Annotated in this window: 11 protein-coding genes; 6 read left to right on the forward strand and 5 right to left on the reverse strand. The window is 71.1% G+C overall.

Annotated elements, in window-relative coordinates; translation table 11 throughout:
• Positions 1 to 2: 2 nt before the first annotated feature.
• Positions 3 to 2531: a DEAD/DEAH box helicase gene (locus tag IEY56_RS00400; protein ID WP_189035006.1), complete on the reverse strand. Its 2529-nt coding sequence runs from the start codon at positions 2529 to 2531 to the stop codon at positions 3 to 5.
• Between the two features lie 184 nt (positions 2532 to 2715).
• Here IEY56_RS00400 and IEY56_RS00405 point away from each other — a divergent pair, with 184 nt between their 5' ends.
• Positions 2716 to 3510 carry a metal-dependent hydrolase gene (locus IEY56_RS00405; protein ID WP_189035007.1) on the forward strand — a complete coding sequence of 265 codons (795 nt, stop codon included), beginning with the start codon at positions 2716 to 2718 and terminating at the stop codon, positions 3508 to 3510.
• 74 nt (positions 3511 to 3584) lie between these two features.
• Complete coding sequence (locus IEY56_RS00410; protein ID WP_189035008.1) at positions 3585 to 4217, forward strand: YdcF family protein; 633 nt, start codon at positions 3585 to 3587, stop codon at positions 4215 to 4217.
• A gap of 639 nt (positions 4218 to 4856) precedes the next feature.
• Here IEY56_RS00410 and IEY56_RS00415 read toward each other — a convergent pair.
• A complete protein-coding gene (locus IEY56_RS00415; protein WP_189035009.1) occupies positions 4857 to 6647 on the reverse strand; it encodes an ABC transporter ATP-binding protein in 1791 nt (596 codons plus the stop codon).
• A complete protein-coding gene (locus IEY56_RS00420) occupies positions 6644 to 8749 on the reverse strand; it encodes an ABC transporter transmembrane domain-containing protein (RefSeq protein WP_189035010.1) in 2106 nt (701 codons plus the stop codon). The genes IEY56_RS00415 and IEY56_RS00420 overlap by 4 nt, the downstream gene beginning before the upstream one ends.
• 460 nt (positions 8750 to 9209) lie before the next feature.
• On the opposite strand from IEY56_RS00420, the gene IEY56_RS00425 reads away from it, so the two are divergent.
• Together IEY56_RS00425 and IEY56_RS00430 are read left to right on the forward strand one after the other, a co-directional pair.
• Positions 9210 to 10013, forward strand: a complete 804-nt coding sequence (locus IEY56_RS00425) for a L,D-transpeptidase family protein (protein ID WP_229711424.1) — start codon at positions 9210 to 9212, stop codon at positions 10011 to 10013.
• Positions 10014 to 10220: 207 nt separating this feature from the next.
• On the forward strand, positions 10221 to 11588 hold the full coding sequence (locus IEY56_RS00430) for an alpha-amylase (RefSeq protein WP_189035011.1): 1368 nt from the start codon (positions 10221 to 10223) through the stop codon (positions 11586 to 11588).
• A 171-nt stretch (positions 11589 to 11759) separates the two neighbouring features.
• Here IEY56_RS00430 and IEY56_RS00435 read toward each other — a convergent pair whose 3' ends face one another.
• Positions 11760 to 14723: an FAD-binding and (Fe-S)-binding domain-containing protein gene (locus tag IEY56_RS00435; RefSeq protein WP_189035012.1), complete on the reverse strand. Its 2964-nt coding sequence runs from the start codon at positions 14721 to 14723 to the stop codon at positions 11760 to 11762.
• 223 nt (positions 14724 to 14946) lie between these two features.
• Here IEY56_RS00435 and IEY56_RS00440 point away from each other — a divergent pair, with 223 nt between their 5' ends.
• Positions 14947 to 16905: an ABC transporter ATP-binding protein gene (locus IEY56_RS00440; protein ID WP_189035013.1), complete on the forward strand. Its 1959-nt coding sequence runs from the start codon at positions 14947 to 14949 to the stop codon at positions 16903 to 16905.
• A 127-nt stretch (positions 16906 to 17032) separates the two neighbouring features.
• Positions 17033 to 18337 carry an MFS transporter gene (locus IEY56_RS00445; RefSeq protein ID WP_189035014.1) on the forward strand — a complete coding sequence of 435 codons (1305 nt, stop codon included), beginning with the start codon at positions 17033 to 17035 and terminating at the stop codon, positions 18335 to 18337.
• Between the two features lie 69 nt (positions 18338 to 18406).
• On the opposite strand, the gene IEY56_RS00450 is transcribed toward IEY56_RS00445, so the two are convergent.
• Positions 18407 to 19693: an exo-beta-N-acetylmuramidase NamZ family protein gene (locus tag IEY56_RS00450; RefSeq protein ID WP_189035015.1), complete on the reverse strand. Its 1287-nt coding sequence runs from the start codon at positions 19691 to 19693 to the stop codon at positions 18407 to 18409.
• Positions 19694 to 19753 lie beyond the last annotated feature (60 nt).

Below are 19753 nucleotides of genomic sequence, written 5' to 3' on the forward strand. Positions count from 1 at the left end.
GCTCACAGCTGGCCCACGGACGTCACCTTGATCACGGCGCGCCCCTCCTCGTCCGAAGCAGTGAGATCCACCTCCGCGGAGATGCCCCAGTCGTGATCGCCGGAGGGGTCGGCGAAAGTCTGCCGGACCCGCCACAGCGCCTCCTCTGGGACCTCTTCGATCTGGAGGAGGCGCGGTCCCCGGGCGTCGGGTCCGGTGCCGAGGTCGTCGTACTCGTCCCAGTAGGCGTCCATGGCCTCTCCCCACGCGTCCTCGTCCCAGCCGGCGTCGGCGTCGAGTTCACCCAGCTCGGCCACCTTGTCGAGGGCGGCGAGTTCGACCCGACGGAACATGGCGTTCCGTACGAGGACCCGGAACGCGCGTGCGTTCGCGGTGACCGGCTTGACCTGATCGGCCCGCTCCTGCGCCTCCTCCGCGTTCTCGTCCTCGGGATTGGCCAGCTGCTCCCACTCGTCGAGCAGGCTGGAGTCGACCTGGCGGACCATCTCGCCGAGCCACTCGATGATGTCCTGGAAGTCTTCGGACTTCTTCTCGTCGGGGACGGTGTGCTCCAGCGCCTTGTAGGCGCCGGCGAGATAGCGCAGCACGATGCCCTCCGTGCGCGCGAGTTCGTAGAAGGAGACGAACTCGGAGAAGGTCATCGCCTTCTCGTACATGTCGCGGACGACGGACTTGGGCGCGAGAGGGTGGTCGCCCACCCACGGGTGCGACTTGCGGTAGAGGCCGTAGGCGTGGAAGAGCAACTCCTCCAGCGGACGGGGGTGGCTGATGTCCATCAGCCGTTCCATGCGCTCCTCGTACTCGATGCCCTCCGCCTTCATCTCGGCGACGGCCTCGCCCTTGGCCTTGTTGGTCTGGGCGGCGAGGATCTGCCGAGGGTCGTCGAGGGTCGACTCGACGACGGACACCATGTCCAGCGCGTAGGACGGCGACTCGGGGTCCAGCAGCTCGAACGAGGCCAGCGCGAAAGTCGAGAGGGGCTGGTTGAGCGCGAAGTCCTGCTGGAGGTCCACGGTGAGGCGGATGGTCCGGCCCTGCGCGTCCGGCTCGTCCAGCTGCTCGACGACTCCGCCGTCCAGCAGCGACCGGTAGATGGCGATGGCCCGGCGGATGTGGCGGAGCTGCGAGCGGCGGTCCTCGTGGTTGTCCTCCAGCAGCTTCCGCATCTGGCTGAAGGCGTCGCCCGGCCGGGCGATCACGGAGAGCAGCATCGCGTGCGTCACGCGGAAGCGGGAGTTGAGCGGTTCCGGATCGGAGGCGATCAGCTTCTCGAAGGTCTGCTGGCCCCAGTTGACGAAGCCCTCCGGCGCCTTCTTCCGGACGACCTTGCGGCGCTTCTTCGGGTCGTCCCCGGCTTTGGCGAGTGCCTTCTCGTTCTCGACGACGTGCTCGGGAGCCTGGGCGACGACGAAGCCGGAGGTGTCGAACCCGGCGCGGCCCGCACGGCCGGCGATCTGGTGGAACTCCCTGGCCCGCAGGGTGCGGACGCGCGTCCCGTCGTACTTGGTGAGGGCGGTGAACAGCACAGTGCGGATGGGCACGTTGACTCCGACGCCCAGCGTGTCCGTCCCGCAGATGACCTTCAACAGCCCCGCCTGGGCGAGGCGTTCGACCAGGCGGCGGTACTTGGGCAGCATGCCCGCGTGGTGCACACCGATGCCGTGGCGCACGTAGCGGGAGAGATTGCGGCCGAAGCGGGTGGTGAAGCGGAAGTTGCCGATGATCTTGGCGATCTCGTCCTTCTCGGCGCGGGTGCACATGTTGATGCTCATCAGCGCCTGCGCACGCTCCACGGCCTGAGCCTGCGTGAAGTGCACGATGTAGACGGGCGCCTGACGGGTCTCCAGCAGTTCGGTGACCGTCTCGGTGAGGGAGGTGGTCCGGTACTCGTAGGAGAGGGGGACGGGCCGGCTGGCCGACTTCACGACCGCCGTGTCGCGCCCTGTACGCCGTGTCAGGTCCTCTTCGAACCGTGTGACGTCTCCGAGAGTCGCCGACATCAGCACGAACTGCGCGTTCGGCAGTTCCAGGAGCGGAATCTGCCAGGCCCAGCCGCGGTCGGGCTCCGCGTAGAAGTGGAACTCGTCCATCACCACCTGACCGACGTCCGCGTCGGCTCCGTCGCGCAGCGCGATGGACGCGAGCACCTCGGCCGTGCAGCAGATGACGGGAGCGTCGGCGTTGACGGAGGCGTCGCCCGTGAGCATGCCGACGTTCTCGGTGCCGAAGATCTTGCACAGGTCGAAGAACTTCTCCGAGACCAGTGCCTTGATCGGCGCGGTGTAGAAGGTCACCTCGTCCCGGGCGAGAGCCGTGAAGTGAGCACCGGCGGCGACCAGGCTCTTCCCCGAGCCGGTCGGGGTCGAAAGGATCACGTTCGCGCCGGAGACAACCTCGATCAGCGCCTCCTCCTGTGCCGGATAGAGGGAGATCCCCCTCTCCTCGGCCCAGCCCGCGAAGGCTTCGTAGAGCGCGTCGGGCTCGGCGTCGTCCGGCATCTGATCGATAAGGGTGGCTGTCACGCCCCCCATACTGCCTCCCTCGGTCGCGGATACGGGAACCGGTGCTCGCGTGCTGATCATCTGCCGATACGCTGTGACGCCGGCCAGGCGTCAGAGGAACGGCCCATCACGGCGCCGACGGTGGTCAGTTGGCGGCCGGAGCCGGATGCGGAGCACGGCACCGGTGACAGAGAGAAGGCGGGGGAGACAGAACATGATGGGACCGGCGCATTCGCTGTCAGGAGCGGCGGCCTGGCTCGGAGCTGGAGCGGCCGCGGCTGCGCTGGACCACCCGATGCCCTGGCCCGTCCTTCTCGCGGGAACGCTGATCTGCTCCGGCGCCGCGCTGGCCCCCGACCTCGACCACAGGTCGGCGACGATATCCCGCGCCTTCGGTCCGATCTCCAGGGCGTTGTGCGGTGTGATCGACAAGATCTCGGAGAGCGTTTACAACGCGACGCGCAGCGGCGGGGAGCGCCGCCGCTCCGGCGGCCACCGGACGCTCACCCACACCTGGCCCTGGGCGCTCTTCCTCGGAGTCGGATTCTCCGCTGCGGCGGTCTTCGGCGGGCGCTGGGCAGTGCTGGTGATCCTCTTCATCCACATGGTGCTCGCGGTGGAAGGCCTCCTGTGGCGTGCGGCCCGTGTCTCCTCCGACGTGCTGGTCTGGCTGCTCGGGGCGACGAGCGCCTGGTCGCTCGCGGGAGTCCTCGACCAGCCCGGCAACGGATCCGACTGGCTGTTCTCGGGCCCCGGGCAGGAGTACCTGTGGCTGGGGCTGCCCATCGTGCTGGGCGCGCTCGTCCACAACATCGGGGACGCGATCACGATCTCCGGGTGCCCCGTCCTCTGGCCCGTGCCGATAAATGGGAAGCGCTGGTACCCGCTGGGCACACCGAAGTTCATGCGGTTCCGGGCAGGAGCATGGGTGGAGACGCGGGTGCTGATGCCGCTCTTCATGGTGCTCGGCGGGGCGGGCTGCCTGGTGGCCCTCGGCTTCCTCGGCTGAGCGTGCCCGCTCGCCTCTCTGGCCACCGATCGGTTTCTCGCGCGACCCGGCGCCGAGGTGCCTAGAGTCGCCGCATGCGGCGATGGACAGCACTGGCGATCGGAGGGGCTGCGACCCTGGTCTGGGGCGAATGCCTGAACTGGCGCTGGTCCCGAGCCCTTGTGGGGAACAGCGCGGGCGGTTCGGTGGCCGTGGTGGTGTTGGGCTACCGCAACACCCAGGCCACGGCGAACTTGGTCAACCGGTGGCGCGTCCGCGCTGGAATCCGCTCCATCGCCGCTGATGATGCGCGGCGGACTTGCGTGATCTTCAGTGGCGGCGCGACCGGCACCGGAACCGGCACCACGGAGGCTCAGGTGATGGCCCACTACGCGAAGTCTGTGCTCGGGTTCGACGGCACGGTGCTCCTCGAAGACCAGAGCACGACGACGTGGGAGAACATCATCAACGTCATCCCACTCCTCGAAGACGCGGACCGCGTCAAGATCGTCTCGCAGCCGGCCCATGCGCTCAAGGCGCGCGTGTACTTGCGGCGGCAGCGCCCGGACCTCGCTCAGAGACTGGTGCCTGCGGACGACTACCGTCCCGGCGAGCGGATCTTCGTCAAACCGTTGCTGGCCCTGTACGGGCTGTGGGCACTACACGGTCTCAGGGCCGACGAACACGTGGTCGCGCCGGAGGAAGGCGCTGGCGGCCACCGCCCGTAGCTCACCGTCAACTCCCGGCGTCATCAGACGGCGCCGCCGCACACCTCCGCATCGGCGGTCTTTGCGGGCTTCAACCGCCGCATAGCGGTGAACTGTTGCGACTTTCATGAGTGAATGTCCTGCGACCGCGCGGCCCCTGAAGAGACGTCACGCGTCACGACGGCGCAGACGAACCCTGCCGTGACGCCCGAGACGCCCGGACCGCGACGACCAGAGTTGACGGCGGCGGCTTCACGCGTCACGCCGCAGGACCTGCCCACGGACGACGACAGGTGCAGGAGGGATCTCACCCCCCCCGTCCGCCTACCCGTCGTTCGCCGGTGCCTCGGCGCCTCCCGGTCCGTCCCAGGGAGGCTCCCGGGTCCTGGGCGGCGAGTTCCAGCTCGGCCAGGGCACGACGTTTGGATCTTCGCGGGCTTGCGACGCCCAGCCCGCCCGTCTGCTGCGTTGTCGGAGTCGCCCGGGTACTCCCCTGGCCTTCGGCATGGGGGACCCCAAGTACGAGGGCGATCCTCCGCCTGGCATCTGGACGCACCGGACGCCGCTCGCCGAACCACGAAGATCCAAACAACGCACCCCTAGGGCCGAGCCGGACTCAACCCTGGCCGAACCGAAACCTTGCCGTCTCCGGGGCCGGAATCAGCCGTGCCAGGAGCGCCAGAGGGCCGCGTAGGCGCCGTCCGCCTCCACGAGCGCTTCATGGCCGCCCAGTTCGCTGATCCTGCCATCCTCCACGACGGCGATCACGTCGGCGTCGTGCGCGGTGTGCAGCCGGTGGGCGATCGCGACGACGGTACGTCCGTCGAGGACACGCGCCAGTGACCGCTCCAGGTGCCGGGCGGCACGCGGGTCAAGCAGAGACGTCGCCTCGTCCAGTACGAGAGTGTGCGGGTCGGCGAGGACGAGACGTGCGAGGGCGATCTGCTGCGCCTGCGCCGGGGTCACCGACAACCCGCCCGAGCCGATCTCGCTGTCCAGCCCGTCGGGCAGGGCGCGCGCCCAGGTGCCGGCGTCCACCGCGCCAAGCGCGGCCCACAGCTCGGCGTCGTCCGCGCCGGTCCTCGCCAGCAGGAGGTTGTCCCGCAGCGTCCCCACGAAGACGTGGTGCTCCTGGTTCACCAGCGCCACGTGCTGCCGCACCCGCTCCGCGGGCATTCGGGCCAACTCGGCATCTCCCAAGGCGACTTGCCCGGTCCGTGGGCCGTAGATCCCCGCCAGTAGCCGTCCGAGCGTGGACTTGCCCGCCCCCGACGGTCCGACGAGTGCCACTCGTGTCCCCCGGGGCACGCTCAGCGTCACCCCGTGCAGTACGTCCGTCCCCTCGCGGTAGCCGAACCGGACGTCCTGAGCGGCGAGTTCCCGTCCGGCAGGAGTGAGATCCTCCTCCCCGGAGTCGGGTTCGATCTCGCGTACACCCACCAGGCGTCCCAGCGACACCTGAGCGACCTGGAGCTCGTCGTACCAGCGCAGGATCATCCCGATGGGTTCGAAGAGCATCTGCGACAGCAGCGCCCCGGTGGTCAGCTGGCCCACGTCCATCCAGCCCCGCAGGACGAACACGCCGCCCAGCAGCAGAACCGCCGACGTGAGCAGCACGTTGCTGACGTTCACGACGGGGAAGAGGACCGAACGCAGCCACAGCGTGTAGCGCTCCCACGCCGTCCACTCGGCGATCCGCCTCTCGGACAGCGCGATTCGCCTCGCGCCCAGCTGGTGCGCCTCGACGGTGCGACCCGCGTCCACCGTCTCCGCCAGTGCGCCGGCGACAGCCGCATAGCCTGCGGCCTCGGAACGGTAGGCGGCGGGAGCCCTGCGGTAGTACCAGCGGCTTCCGATCAGCAGCACGGGAAGCGCGACGAGCACGGCGAGGGCCAGCGGCGGCGCGGTCGCGGTGAGAGCCCCCACCAGCAGCGCGGTCCACACGACGCCGATCGACAGCTGCGGTACGGCTTCGCGCATCGCGTTCGCCAGCCGGTCGATGTCCGTGGTGATCCGGGAGAGGAGGTCGCCCGTGCCGGCCCGTTCGAGGACGCCGGGCGGGAGGGCCACCGACCTGACGAGGAAGTCTTCCCGCAGATCGGCGAGCATCTCCTCGCCCAGCATGGCGCCGCGCAGGCGCACCTCCCGCACGAAGAACGTCTGGACGGCGAGCGCGAACACGAACAGGCCGACGACCCTGCCCAGTTGCAGGTCTCTCGACCCCGCGGACAGGTCCTCCACGAGGCCGCCCAGCAGGTATGGGCCCACCATGGAGGCGAGCACCGCGACGGAGTTGACCGCGATGAGCCTGAGGAAGGCCCGCCGGTGGCGCCGGAGCAGCTCGGCCACGTACGTCCGCACTGTCGCGGTCCCGCCGACCGGGAGGGTTGTGGCGTTCTCCGTATCCGCCGGATCGTAGGAGGGCAGTGGGGCACCGATGGCCGCTGTCATGCCCGCTCAGCTCCTTCCGCCGGGGCAAGCTCCCCGCGTTCGCCTGTTGCTGCGCTACCGTCCGCTGCTTGCGCCCCGACCGGTGCTTCGGACCCCTCCGCTGCGCTGTCGAGTACGTCGACCACTTCGACGGCCTCGCCCGCGGCCAGATCGCGGAGCGCACCCGCCGCTTCGGCAGAGCGGGCCGCGGCCGCCTCGTCGCCGACGGCGGTGAATGCCGCGGTGGCGGTGCCTGATGCGATGGATCGACCGGCGAGCTCTCCGCCCTCCGGGGTGCCTCCGTCCGAGCCGGGCGCCTCGCCCTCCTCGGGCTCGCGGGTGACGATGGAGCGGTATGCGGCGTGGCCGTGCAGCAGTTCGGGGTGCGAGCCGGTCGCCACCACCTGTTCGCCCTGGACGAGAACGACCGAGTCCGCCCGGTCCAGCATCAGCGGGCTGGAGGAGAAGACGACGGTCGTACGTCCCGCCCGGATCTCCCGCAGACCGTCGGCGATGCGTGCCTCTGTGTGCGCGTCGACGGCCGAAGTCGGCTCGTCCAGCACCAGCACCCGGGGGCACGCGACGAGTGAGCGGGCGAGCGCCAGCCGTTGCCGCTGCCCGCCAGAGAGTGAGCGTCCGCGTTCCGTGACGGAGGCGCTCAAGGCGTCGCCGTCCGCCTCGGGGCTGCCCTGGACCAGAGCGTCGAGCACGTCGCCGCACTCGGCCGCTCGGAGCGCGTGCCGCGCGGACACCTCTCCGGACGAGGGCACGTCGAGCAGTTCGCGCACCGTCCCGGACAGCAGCACGGGGTCCTTGTCCTGTACCAGCACCGCGGCGCGCACCGCTGCCAGCGGCTGCTCGTCCAGTGGCACGCCGCCGAGGCGCACCGACACGGCGCCGGTGCTGTCCGGCGGGTGCCCGCCGAGCCGGTCCGCCAGCTTCCCCGCCGCGTCCGGGTCGCCGCACACGACGGCCGTGAGCTTCCCTTCCGGCGCCCGCAACCCGGTGACAGGGTCGTAGAGGTCGCCGTCGAGCGCGTCCGCCTCCGGAGGCCTTCCGCGGCTGCCTGCGCTCCGCCCGCCGGCCGGCGAGACACCGTCCGTCACTGCCCCGTCGGCGTCCTCGGTGCCGCGCCGCAGTGACAGCACTCGCGTGGCGCGCTGGGCCGAGGGACGTGAGAAGGAGTAAGCCATGGCGAATTCCTGGAAGAGCCGGAGAGGGAACAGCAGGAAGGTCACCGCCCCGTAGACGGTGACGAGTTCGCCCACACCGATGCGCCCGTCGAGAGCGAGCCGCGCACCGTGCCAGACCACTGCCAGAAGCAGCAGACCGGGCAGGGCGACCTGGATCGCCTCGATCAGCGCCCACATGCGCGCCGTGCGCACCGCCGCGCGCCGGACCTCCTGCGAGGCGGTGCGGTAGCGCGTCAGGAACAGCTCCTCGCCTCCGATGCCCCGCAGCACGCGCAGTCCGGCGACGGTGTCGGCGGCCAGCTCCGTGGCGCGTCCGGCCTTCTCCCGCTGCAGGTCGGCGCGGCGCGTCGCCCGGGGGAGCAGCGGCAGCACGGTGACCGCGAGCACCGCCATCCCGCACGTGACGAGCAGCCCCAACTGCGGTTCGTAGACGACCAGTCCGGCGCACACTCCGGTCGCGCCCAGCAGAGCGGCGCTGAACCGGGACGCCGACTCCACGCACCAGCCGATCTTCTCGATGTCGCCGGTCGAGACGGCCACCACTTCGCCGGCGGCGACCCGTTGGGTGAGCGTGGCTCCCAGGGCCGCCGTCCTGCGGGCCAGCAACTGCTGCACCCTGGCGGCGGCGGTCACCCAGTTGGTGATGGCCGTGCGGTGGAGCATGGTGTCGCCCAGGGTGACGGTGAGCGCGAGGACCGCCATCAAAGCCCCGGCCCGCAGCAGTCCCGCCCCGGACCTCTCGACGACCGCTTCGACGGCTAGGCCCACGACGGCCGGTACGGAGGCGACCGACGCCATGTGGAGGGTGCCCCAGCCCAGGGACTTGGCCTGCCCTCCGAGTTGCATGCGGCCCAGCCACAGCAGGAAGCGGGGGCCGGTCCGTACATCGGGGACGCCGGGGTCGGTATACGGAAGGTCGCGAATCTGCATGACGTCCCATGCTGGTCGAGGGTGGTGTGGAGCGGTCGGGGCGGTGCATGGCGTGCACGCCGGGAGGGCAGGGCGCGGCGTACCGGGTCGGCCGGGTCAGGTCTCAGAGGGTCAGGTTGCGGAGGCCGGTGGAAGAGGGCCAGGTCACGGCGGGACGGAGGTGTTGCGGCCGCCCGGCCCAGACTTGCTGCGTCGGGTCCGTGACGCAACGGGTTTTTTCCGGGTGCGTCCGCCGTCTGGCGGGCCCCTGCGTCCGCCGCCCCGCCGCCCCGCCGTCCCTTGGCCTCCACGTCCGCTTCCGCCGTCTGTGCACCGCCCCCTGTCCGGTACTGCCGTCATCTCCGGTACCGCCGTCGGTGCCGTCCGCCGCAAGTGGCGCCGCAGGCAAGGGACCTGGGGTCCGCCGGCTGCGGGAGCCCGTCCGGTACGCCCCGTCCTGGGGGAGTGCGAGCATGGAGGCATGCGCGGTGGTGAAGTCGGAAGGAAGCGCCGGAAGGGTGGCACTCCGCTGGAGCGTGCGGCTGGGCGCCGGGGCGCGGCAGCCGCCGCCACGGTGACGGCCGCCGTGCTCGCCCTGGCGCTGGCCGGGTGCGGTGCGGGCTCCGGCCCGGGTGGTGGAGACGGCAGCGGCAAGCGGAACGGGGACGGCGGCGGCTCCGGCGGGACCGGTGCCCGGCGGGACCCGACCCGAGTGCCGGGCGTGGGCGATGCGCTGCAGCGCCGGATCCCGGAGGACGCCCGGCAGGTGGTGGCCGTCTACGGAAAGGGCGAGGACTCGGCCGAGGCGACCGTACGTCTGTACGTCCGCGAGGGCCGGACCTGGCGCGAGGACCGCGAATGGCCCGCGCACAACGGCCGCAAGGGCTGGACCGGCGACCACCGCGAGGACGACAAGCGCAGCCCGGTGGGGGTCTTCACGCTCACGGACGCCGGCGGTGTACTGCCCGCGCCGGATGCGAAGCTGCCGTACACCGAGAGCTCCGCCTTCACCCCGCCTCCGTACTGGCCGAAGAAGACGCGGCACGACTTCGACCACGTCATCGCCGTGGACTACAACCGGGTGAAGGGCACGTCGCCGCTCGATCCCACCCGTCCGCAGGGGAAGTCCAAGGGCGGCAGCATCTGGTTGCACATGGACCACGGCAGCGGCACGTCCGGCTGCGTCAGCATCTCGAAGTCCGGTATGAAGTACCTGCTGCGCACCTTGGATCCGGAGAAGAACCCGGCGGTGGTCATGGGCGACAAGGCGTCTCTCGCCCGCTGAGCGGCAGCCCGAACGGCCGTGCACCGCCCCGGCGTTGGGGGAGGACCGGTCGGCAAGACGTTGCTGAAATCTCTTGGAAATTCTTGCGCCCCACCTTGACGCGTGCACGGCGCGGCGGCAGGCTCCGTCGCGTACCCCCCACGGCGGCCTGGCGCGTGGCTGCCTTCAACGGCACGGGTGTGCCGTACGACGAAGGAGCCGCACACGATGAACAAGCGTCTTACCGGTGCGACGATGGCCGGCCTTCTGGTGGCCGGAGGCGTCACCGCTCTTGCCCCCTGGTCCTCGCAGGCCACTCCTCCTGGCGAGAAGACCGTCACCGCGACCCTCTTCGAGAGGCCGTTCTCGGAGGTCGGCAAGGCGTGCGAGGACTCCCTCGGTCCGGCGGGTTACGGCTACGTGGAGGTCTCGCCCGCCACGGAGCACATCGAGGGAAGCCAGTGGTGGACCTCCTACCAGCCCGTGAGCTACAAGGTCGCCGGACGGCTCGGGGACGAGGCCGCGTTCAAGAGCATGATCAGCACCTGCCATGAGGCGGGCGTGAAGGTCATCGCCGACGCCGTCATCAATCACATGGCCGCCGGCTCGGGCAAGGGCACGGGTGGAACGGAGTACAGCAAGTACGAGTACCCGGGCACTTACCGGGACGCCGACTTCCACGGCTGCCGCAAGGACATCAGCGACTACGCGAACCGCGAGAACGTCCAGACCTGCGAACTCGTCGGGCTCTCCGACCTGGACACCGGCAGCGACAACGTGCGCTCCACCATCGCCGCCTACCTCGACAGCCTGCGGGAGATGGGCGTCGACGGTTTCCGCATCGACGCCGCCAAGCACATGGCGGCCGACGACGTGGCGGCCATCAAGGACAAGATGGCCGACCCCGGATTCTGGGTGTCCGAGGTCATCTACGGCGGCGGGGAGGCCGTGCAGCCCGAGGAGTACACCGGGCTGGGCGACGTGGACGAGTTCCGCTACGGCGGCCACCTCAAGAGCGCTTTCCAGGGCGGCGACGTCGGCGGCCTGAAGAACATCGGCGAGGGCAAGCTGCCGAGCGACAAGGCCCGTTCGTTCGTCGACAACTGGGACACCGAGCGCAACGGCTCGACCCTCACCTACAAGGACGGCGACCTCTACAAGCTCGCCAACGCCTTCATGCTGGCGCACCCCTACGGCTCCCCGAACGTCTACTCGGGCTACGAGTGGTCGGAGAAGGACGCCGGTCCGCCCAGCGGCGGCGAGGGATGGACCGACATGCACGCGCAGCAGGCCGTCACCGGCATGGTCGGCTTCCGCAACTCCGTCGGTGACGCCGAGCTGACCGACTGGTGGTCGGAGGGCAGCGCGCTCTCCTTCGCGCGCGCAGGCAAGGGCTTCGTCGCGCTCAACGCCGGGGACGGCGAAGTGAAGCGGACGTTCACCACCGCGCTGCCGGCCGGCACGTACTGCAACGTCGCGAAGGCCGCGCCGGGGGACTGCGAGGGCAGCACCGTCACCGTCGGAGAGGACGGCAAGGCCGAGGCGACCGTGCCGGCCAAGGGCGTCGTGGCCCTGCACACCGGCGCGAAGTCCTGACCGTACGGCCGCAGTCGACGTAGCCACAGCCGGCCGGGGCCTCACGACCCGGCCGGCACCCGAAGGGCGATCCCTCCCGCACCACGCCGGCGCAGCGCTCCCGGACCGGCACCCCCCCCGCAGCCGGTCCGGGAGCGCACACGCGTGCGGCGCCTCACGCGAACCCGGGCCTTACGCGGGCCGGGTCGCCCGCTCCAGTTCGAGCAGCACGGAGCGGTAGCCGCGCCCGTCCGTCGCGTGGTCCATGCCGACCTCGCACATCCGGTTCGCCGAGAGGTGCGCGTCGAACTCGCGTGAGAGCACCTCCGCGGCCTCGCGTTCGGTCGCGGAGGCGGTCAGCTCCTTGTGCAGCATGCCCCGGTCGCCCGCGAAGCCGCAGCACCGAGCGTCGACGGGCACCACGACCTCCTCCGCGCACGCCTCCGCCACCGCGCGCAACTGCCCGGTGTCGCCGAGGTGCTGCTGCGAGCACGTGGGGTGCAGCACGGCCGAGCCGGAACGGCGTTCGACGGTCAGGTGCGGCAGCAGCTCCTCCGCCGCCCACACGACCGAGTCGACGACGCGCAGCCGTTCGTGGAGCTTGCGGTTGGCCGGGGTGAGGTACGGCACGACTTCCTCACCGAGACCGAGGGTGCAGGACGACGCGTCCACGACGAGGGGCAGTTCACCGCCGTCCGTCCACCGCCACGCCGCCTCCACGATGCGGTTGGCCATCAGCGTGTTGCCGTCTTCGTAGCCCTTCGAGTGCCAGATCGTCGCGCAGCACGTCCCCACCACGTCGTCGGGAATCCACACCGGCCGTCCCGCACGGGCGGAGACGATCACCATGGACTGCGGCAGCGACGGGCCGTCGTGGCCCTCCGGTTCGCCGAAGATTCGGTTGACGCACGCCGGGTAGTAGACGGCCGCGGCGCCCGCGCGGTCCGTGGCGGGCAGCCGCTTGGCCGCCGGCCCCGGAAGCTGCGGCAGCCACTCGGGTACGAGGTCGGGGCGTACGGCCTTGCGGGCGGCGCCCGTCAGCGACTGCAGGAGCCTGTCGCCGTGCCGCGGCAGCACCTTGCGGCGGATCCTGCCGGCGACGGAGAGCGCCAGCCTCGCGGACCGCTCCACCTTCCCGAAGTGGCGCGCGGCCCGTGCCGCGTTGCGCTCCTCGCGGGGGGAGTGGCGGCGCTGCCGGAAGTCCTTCATCATCGCCCCGGTGTCGATGCCGACGGGGCAGGCCAGCGCACACGTCGAGTCGCCCGCACAGGTGTCGACGGCGTCGTACCCGTAGGACTCCAGCAGGCTCTCGTTGACGGGCGACTCCGGCGCCTGGCGCATCATCTCGCGGCGCAGCACGATGCGCTGGCGCGGCGTGGTCGTCAAGTCGCCGCTGGGGCAGGCCGGTTCGCAGAAGCCGCACTCGATGCACGGGTCCGCGACCGCCTCGACCCGCGGGATGGCCTTCAGGCCGCGCAGGTGGGCCTTCGGGTCGCGGTCCAGCAGCACGCGGGGGGCGAGCACCCCTTCCGGATCCACTGTCTGCTTGATGCGCCACATCAGCGCCGTGGCCCGCTCACCCCACTCAAGCTCCAGGAACGGCGCGATGTTGCGGCCGGTGGCGTGCTCGGCCTTCAGGGAGCCGTCGAAGCGTTCCACCGTCAACGCGCAGAACTCGTCCATGAAGGCGGCGTAGCGCTCCACGTCCGACTCCAGGGAGGCGTCGAAGGCCAGCAGGAAGTGCAGGTTCCCGTGCGCCGCGTGCCCGGCGACCGCGGCGTCGAAGCCGTGCCGCTGCTGCAGCTCCAGCAGCGCCTCGCAGGCCTCGGCGAGCCGGGACGGCGGTACGGCGAAGTCCTCGGTGATCAACGTCGTACCGGCCGGACGTGAACCCCCCACCGCCGAGACGAACGCCTTCCGCGCCTTCCAGTAGAAGCCGATCGTGCCCGGATCGCGGGTGAAGGCGTTGGTCACCGACGGCACGGGGGCGACGAGCCGGAGGTCCTCCATCACCTCGGCGGCAGCGGACTCCATCGCCTCCTGCGCCGCCTCGTCGGGCGCGCGGAACTCGACGAGCAGCGCCGCCGTCTCCTTGGGCAGCTCCGCCCAGTCGTCGGGCACGCCCGCCACGCTGACCGACGCGCGCAGAGTGTTGCCGTCCATCAGCTCGACCGACATCGCTCCCGCTTCGTTGAAGCGGGGCACTGCCGTTGCGGCGGCCGAGAGCGAGGGGAAGAAGAGCAGCGCCGTCGAGGTGCGCCTGTGCAGCGGGAGCGTGTCGAAGACGATGTCGGAGATGAAGCCGAGCGTCCCCTCCGAGCCCACCGCGAGCCCGCGCAAAATGCCCGCCGGGGAGCCGCTGTCGAGGAAGGCGTCCAGGCGGTACCCGTTGGTGTTCTTCAGCTCGTACTTCGCGCGGATGCGGGCAACCAGCTCCGGGTCCGCCTCGATGTCCGCCTTGAGCGCCATCAGGCCCTCGCAGAGGGTGGGTTCGGCTTCGGCCAGCTTCGCGTCCGCCTCCGGGTCACCGGTGTCGACGACCGTGCCCGACGGCAGGACGAGGGTCAGGGAGGCCACCGTCCGGTAGGAGTTGCGCGTCGTACCGGCGGTCATGCCCGAGGCGTTGTTGGCGACGACACCGCCGACGGTGCACGCGATGGCGCTCGCGGGATCCGGTCCGATGAGCCTCCCGTACGGTGCCAGCGCGGCGTTCGCCCGCACGACGGTCGTGCCCGGCCGGATGCGGGCCTGTGCCCCGTCCCCGCTCAGCACCTCGACGCCCGACCAGTGGCGGCGGACGTCGACGAGGATGTCCTCGCCCTGCGCCTGCCCGTTCAGGGACGTGCCGGCGGCGCGGAAGACGACGTGCCGGCCGTTGCGCCGGGCGTAGGCGAGCACCGCGGAGACGTCCTCTACCGTCCCGGCCTGCACGACGACCTGCGGCACGAAGCGGTACGGGCTGGCGTCCGAGGCGTAGCGCACCAGGTCCGAGACCTTCCACAGCACCTTCTCCTCGCCCAGCAGCCGCGCGAGTTCACCGCGCAGCGGCTCCGGGGTGCCGCCCGCGAGGGAGTCCGGTACGCGGTCGGACGCGGGCCGGTGCCCGGCCCGGGCCTTCGGACGCAGCGCACCGGATGCGGGGTCGAGCAGCGGCATGGCATCTCCTGGGGCGCGTGCGGACGGATGTGCGACCCATGCTAGGCGCAGGTCACGAGTGCCCGTCCGGACGGTTTGCGCAGGTGCGACGAGCCGGGCACGCGGCGCCGCGTAACCTCGGAAGACCGGCCGGGCGCCCGCCGCCCGGCCGGACCGCGCGGCGGCAGCGGGCGCGATCCGCCGCCGCGCACCGTTCCCGGCCGCCCGACCCCAGAGGAGCCCGTTGCCCCGCGACACGATCGAGTGGACCCCGTCGCCCCAGGAGGACGGCACCGCTGCCCCGCAGCCCCGCCAACTGCGGCGCATCCTGCGGATCTTCCGCCCCTACCGCGGGCGTCTCGCCGTCGTCGGGCTGCTCGTCGGGGCGTCCTCGCTGGTCTCCGTCGCGTCCCCGTTCCTGCTGCGCGAGATCCTCGACGTGGCGATCCCGGAGCGGCGGACGGTGCTGCTCAGCCTCCTGGCTCTCGGGCTGATGGGCACCGCCGTCGTCAGCAGCGTCTTCAACGTCCTGCAGACCTACCTCTCCACCACCGTCGGGCAGCGCGTCATGCACGACCTGCGCACCGACGTCTACGCCAAGCTGCAGCGGATGCCGCTCGCGTTCTTCACGCGGACCCGCACCGGCGAGGTGCAGTCCCGCATCGCCAACGACATCGGCGGCATGCAGGCCACCGTCACCTCCACCGCGACCTCGCTGGTCTCGAACCTCACCGGGGTGGTGGCCACGGTCGCCGCCATGCTGGCCCTCGACTGGCGACTGACGGTGGCCTCGCTCCTGCTGCTGCCGGTGTTCGTGTGGATCAGCCGCCGCGTCGGCAGCGAACGCAAGCGGATCACCAGCCAGCGGCAGGCGCAGATGGCCGCCATGTCCGCACTGGTCACCGAGTCCCTGTCCGTGAGCGGCATCCTCCTGGGACGCACCATGGGCCGCGCCGACTCGCTGACCCGCGACTTCGCCGCCGAATCCGAACGTCTGGTCGGTCTGGAGATCCGCTCGCACATGGCGGGCCGCTGGCGGATGTCCACCATCGGCATCGTGATGGGCGCGATCCCCGCGCTGCTGTACTGGACCGCGGGCATGCTCGTCCACTTCGGAGGGCCGGGCTTCTCCATCGGGACGCTCGTCGCTTTCGTCACCCTCCAACAGGGGCTCCTCCGCCCGACCGTCTCGCTGCTGTCGACCGGCGTGGAGATGCAGACGTCGCTGGCGCTCTTCCAGCGCATCTTCGAGTACCTGGATCTGCCGGTGGACATCACCGAACCGTCCGCCCCGGTCCGGCTGCAACGGGTGAAGGGCAGGGTCCGCTTCGAGAACGTGGACTTCTCCTACGGCGGCGAGGACGCCCCGCTCACGCTGCGGGGCATCGACCTCACCGTCCCCGAGGGGGCCTCCCTCGCCGTGGTCGGCTCGACGGGCTCCGGCAAGAGCACGCTCAGCTACCTGGTGCCCAGGCTGTACGACGTGACGCGCGGGCGGGTCACACTCGACGGAGTCGACGTGCGCGACCTGGACTTCGCCACTCTCAGCAGCGCCGTCGGCGTCGTCTCGCAGGAGACGTACCTCTTCCACGCCTCCGTCGCGGACAACCTGCGCTTCGCCAAACCCGGCGCGACCGCCGCACAGCTGCGCGCCGCGGCCGAAGCCGCCCAGATCCACGACCACATCGCCGCGCTGCCCGACGGCTACGACACCCTCGTCGGAGAACGCGGCTACCGCTTCTCCGGCGGTGAGAAGCAGCGCCTCGCCCTGGCCCGCACGATCCTGCGCGACCCTCCCGTCCTCATCCTCGACGAGGCGACCAGCGCCCTGGACACCCGCACCGAACGGGAAGTGCAGCAGGCCATCGACGCGCTGTCCGCGGGCCGCACCACCCTCACCATCGCCCACCGCCTCTCCACGGTCCGTGACGCCGACCAGATCATCGTGCTGGAGCAAGGACGCATCGCCGAGCGCGGTACCCACGAGCAACTCCTCGCCGCCGACGGCAGATACGCGGCACTGGTGCGACGGGACGCGCTCACCGGCGGTGCTCCGGCGCGGGAGACGATCCCGTCCGGCACGGGGCCGGGCCCGGACCAGGGCACCGGCCGCGGCACGCCCGCCGTCGGCGGAGCCGGAGCCGCACCGCCCGCCGAGAGCGAGAACGAGAGCGGTTCCCCCGCCGACGCCCCCGCGCGGTGACCGCGCCGGGGCACGCCCGGCGGCAGCGCCCCGCGTCCCGGCAGCGGCAGGACCGCGCGCCCCCCGCCCCCGCAGGGCCTCTCACCGGACACGTATGCGCCCGTGAATTCTGGGGAGATGAGGGCACATGAAGCAGCCCATCGATGCCGGGTCCCCGCACGCGGCCCGCCAGGCTCCGCCCTCCCGCCCCGGACGCCAACTGCTCGCCGCCTCCATAGGCAACGCCGTCGAGTGGTACGACTGGCTCGCCTACACATTCCTCGCGACGTACATCGCCGCGGAGATCTTCCCCGAGAGCGCCGGCAACTCCCTCGTCCCGCTGCTCTCCACGTTCGCCGTCTTCGCCGTCGGCTTCTTCATGCGTCCCGTCGGCGGGCTCCTGATGGGAGCCGTGGCCGACCGCAGCGGACGCCGGGCCGCGCTGACGGTCACCATCCTGCTCATGGGCGGCAGCAGCTTGCTGCTGGCCCTGACCCCGACCTACGCGGCGGCCGGACTGGTCGGCCCCGTCGTACTGGTGATCGCCAGGCTGCTCCAGGGGCTCTCCGTCGGGGGCGAGTTCGCGGCCGCCACGACCTTTCTCGTCGAGTCGGCACCCCACGGCCGCAGGGGGCTCTTCTCGAGCTTCCAGTACGTCTCGACGACCGTCGGCCAGCTCATCGCCTCCGGCGTCACGGCGCTGCTCGTCGCCCGGATCGACGACGGGCAGATGCACCAGTGGGGATGGCGTGCCGCGTTCCTCATCGGCGCCGTGCTCAGCCTCGTCGGTTTCTGGATCCGCCGCGGCGCGGAGGAGACCCGCAGCCCCGAGCAGCAGGCGGCGTCCCGGCCGGGTCTCTTCGAGGCTCTGCGCACCCACCCGCGCGAGTCCCTGCTGATCTGCGGCATCACCACGGGCGCCACGATCGCCTACTACACGTGGACCTCCTACCTGCCGACGTACGCCCAGGTCAACGTGGGCTTCGACAAGGGCGATTCACTGCTGATCGGCACGATCTCGCTGGCGTTCTTCGCGCTGCTTCAGCCGCTGGGCGGCATGCTCTCCGACCGGGTAGGGCGCAAGCCGCTGCTGCTGACGTTCTCCGTGGGCTTCGCCGTGCTGTGCGTGCCGATGCTGAACGCGATCGACAAGTCCTTCGCGTCCCTGCTGATCGTCCAGTGCGCCGGCATGGTGCTGCTGACCTGCTACACCTCCATCGCCGCAGCCGTGAACGCGGAGGTCTTCCCCGCCCGCGTGCGGGCGGCCGGCATCGGCTTCCCCTACTCGCTGACGGTGGCACTCTTCGGCGGGACCGCGCCGTACATGGGCACCCTCTTCAAGGACCTGGGACGCCCCGACGCGTTCCCCTGGTACGTGGCGGCGCTGTGCCTGGTCTCCGCGCTGGTCTACCTGCGGCTGCCGGAGACAGCGAAGAAGCCCCTGGAGCGCTGAGGCCTGCCCGCCCCGGCTCCAGGGGTCCCGCGCGCGGCGCTCGCCCGGCGACGGCGAACCGCGCCATCTCTAGCGGTAGAGGAAATACCGGCGGCGGGTGCGGTCGAAGTCGCGGACCTCGGACTCCCAGGCCGCGACGACCGCGTCCACCGTCTCGCCCGCGTCCAGCATCGTCCGCAGGCGGGTGGAACCGGACAGCTTGTCGATCCAGTACGGGCGGGGGTCGTTGTCCTTGCGCCATGCGAACTCGTCGTACTTCATGGCCTCCGCCAGCATCGCCACAGCCGTGGGGACGGCCCGGTAGCGGCGCGGGTCAGTGATGTGCAGCTGCACCCCGGCGCACGTCTCGCCCTCGTGCTTGCTGAACGTCGGCACGAAGTAGCCCTCGCGGAAGCGGACCCCGGGCAGGCCGCGGGCGTTGAGCCGGTCGCTGTACTTGTAGTCGAGGTAGGGGGCGCCGATCAGCTCGAAGGGCCGTGTGGTCCCGCGGCCCTCGGAAAGGTTGGTGCCCTCGAAGTAGCCGGTTCCGGCGTAGGCGGTGGCGGTGTCGGGGAACGGCATGTTCGGCGACGGCGGCACCCAGGGGAGACCCGTCTCCTGGCCGGTCGCCTCCGGATCCAGACCGCGGGCGCGTACGACCTCCAGCTCGACCTTGCCGCCCTTGCCCTCCTTCGGCAGCAGCTCCCCGTTGAAGTAGCCGGCCAGCTCGCCGACCGTCAGGCCGTGCTGCTGGACGATGGGCTTCAGGCCCACGCCGGAGGTGTACTCCTCCGTCATCAGCGGCCCGTCCACCCGCCGTCCGCAGGGGTTGGGCCGGTCGAGGACGACGAAGGACGCACCGATGTCGCGGGCGGCGACCATCGCCTTGTACATCGTCCAGATGTAGGTGTAGAAGCGCACACCGACGTCCTGGATGTCGAAGACGACGGTGTCCGCTCCCGCCTTGCGGAAGAGCTTCGCCATCTTCGCGGCGTCCGCGCCGTACGCGTCGTAGACGGTCAGCCCCGTACGCGGGTCCTCGAACTCCGGCTCGGACTCGCCCGCCTGGGCGCTTCCGCGGAAGCCGTGCTCGGGGCCGAAGACCCCGACGACGTCGAGGCCCTCCGTGGCGGCCATGGAGTCCACGACGTGGCTGGTGTCCCGCAGAACGCCCGTGGGGTTGCTGACGACGCCGACCTTGCGGTCGCGCAGCATCTTCCAGCCGGCGGCCGCCGCGACGTCCGCGCCGGGCGTGACACGTCCGCCGCCGTGTCCGGGGGTGGCGGCGGACGCCGAACTGGCGGTCAGCAGCGGGGCGCCGAGGGCGGCAGCCGTGCCGCCGAGGAAGAGCGAACGGCGGGAGGGAGCGCTGGACATCGTGGACGTCCTTCCGGAGTCGGTCATTCGAGGGCACGGCTGAAGGGGCAAGTTATCCCA

Origin of the sequence: Streptomyces daqingensis, from assembly GCF_014645895.1 — a bacterium.
Classification (GTDB): domain Bacteria; phylum Actinomycetota; class Actinomycetes; order Streptomycetales; family Streptomycetaceae; genus Streptomyces; species Streptomyces daqingensis.

Bases quoted from the DNA above. Each gene is read 5' to 3' on its own strand.
- IEY56_RS00400 (WP_189035006.1), bottom strand. From the start codon at position 2,531: ATGGGGGGCGTGACAGCCACCCTTATCGATCAGATGCCGGACGACGCC.
- IEY56_RS00405 (WP_189035007.1), top strand. From the start codon at position 2,716: ATGATGGGACCGGCGCATTCGCTGTCAGGAGCGGCGGCCTGGCTCGGA.
- IEY56_RS00410 (WP_189035008.1), top strand. From the start codon at position 3,585: ATGCGGCGATGGACAGCACTGGCGATCGGAGGGGCTGCGACCCTGGTC.
- IEY56_RS00415 (WP_189035009.1), bottom strand. From the start codon at position 6,647: ATGACAGCGGCCATCGGTGCCCCACTGCCCTCCTACGATCCGGCGGAT.
- IEY56_RS00420 (WP_189035010.1), bottom strand. From the start codon at position 8,749: ATGCAGATTCGCGACCTTCCGTATACCGACCCCGGCGTCCCCGATGTA.
- IEY56_RS00425 (WP_229711424.1), top strand. From the start codon at position 9,210: ATGCGCGGTGGTGAAGTCGGAAGGAAGCGCCGGAAGGGTGGCACTCCG.
- IEY56_RS00430 (WP_189035011.1), top strand. From the start codon at position 10,221: ATGAACAAGCGTCTTACCGGTGCGACGATGGCCGGCCTTCTGGTGGCC.
- IEY56_RS00435 (WP_189035012.1), bottom strand. From the start codon at position 14,723: ATGCCGCTGCTCGACCCCGCATCCGGTGCGCTGCGTCCGAAGGCCCGG.
- IEY56_RS00445 (WP_189035014.1), top strand. From the start codon at position 17,033: ATGAAGCAGCCCATCGATGCCGGGTCCCCGCACGCGGCCCGCCAGGCT.
- IEY56_RS00450 (WP_189035015.1), bottom strand. From the start codon at position 19,693: ATGTCCAGCGCTCCCTCCCGCCGTTCGCTCTTCCTCGGCGGCACGGCT.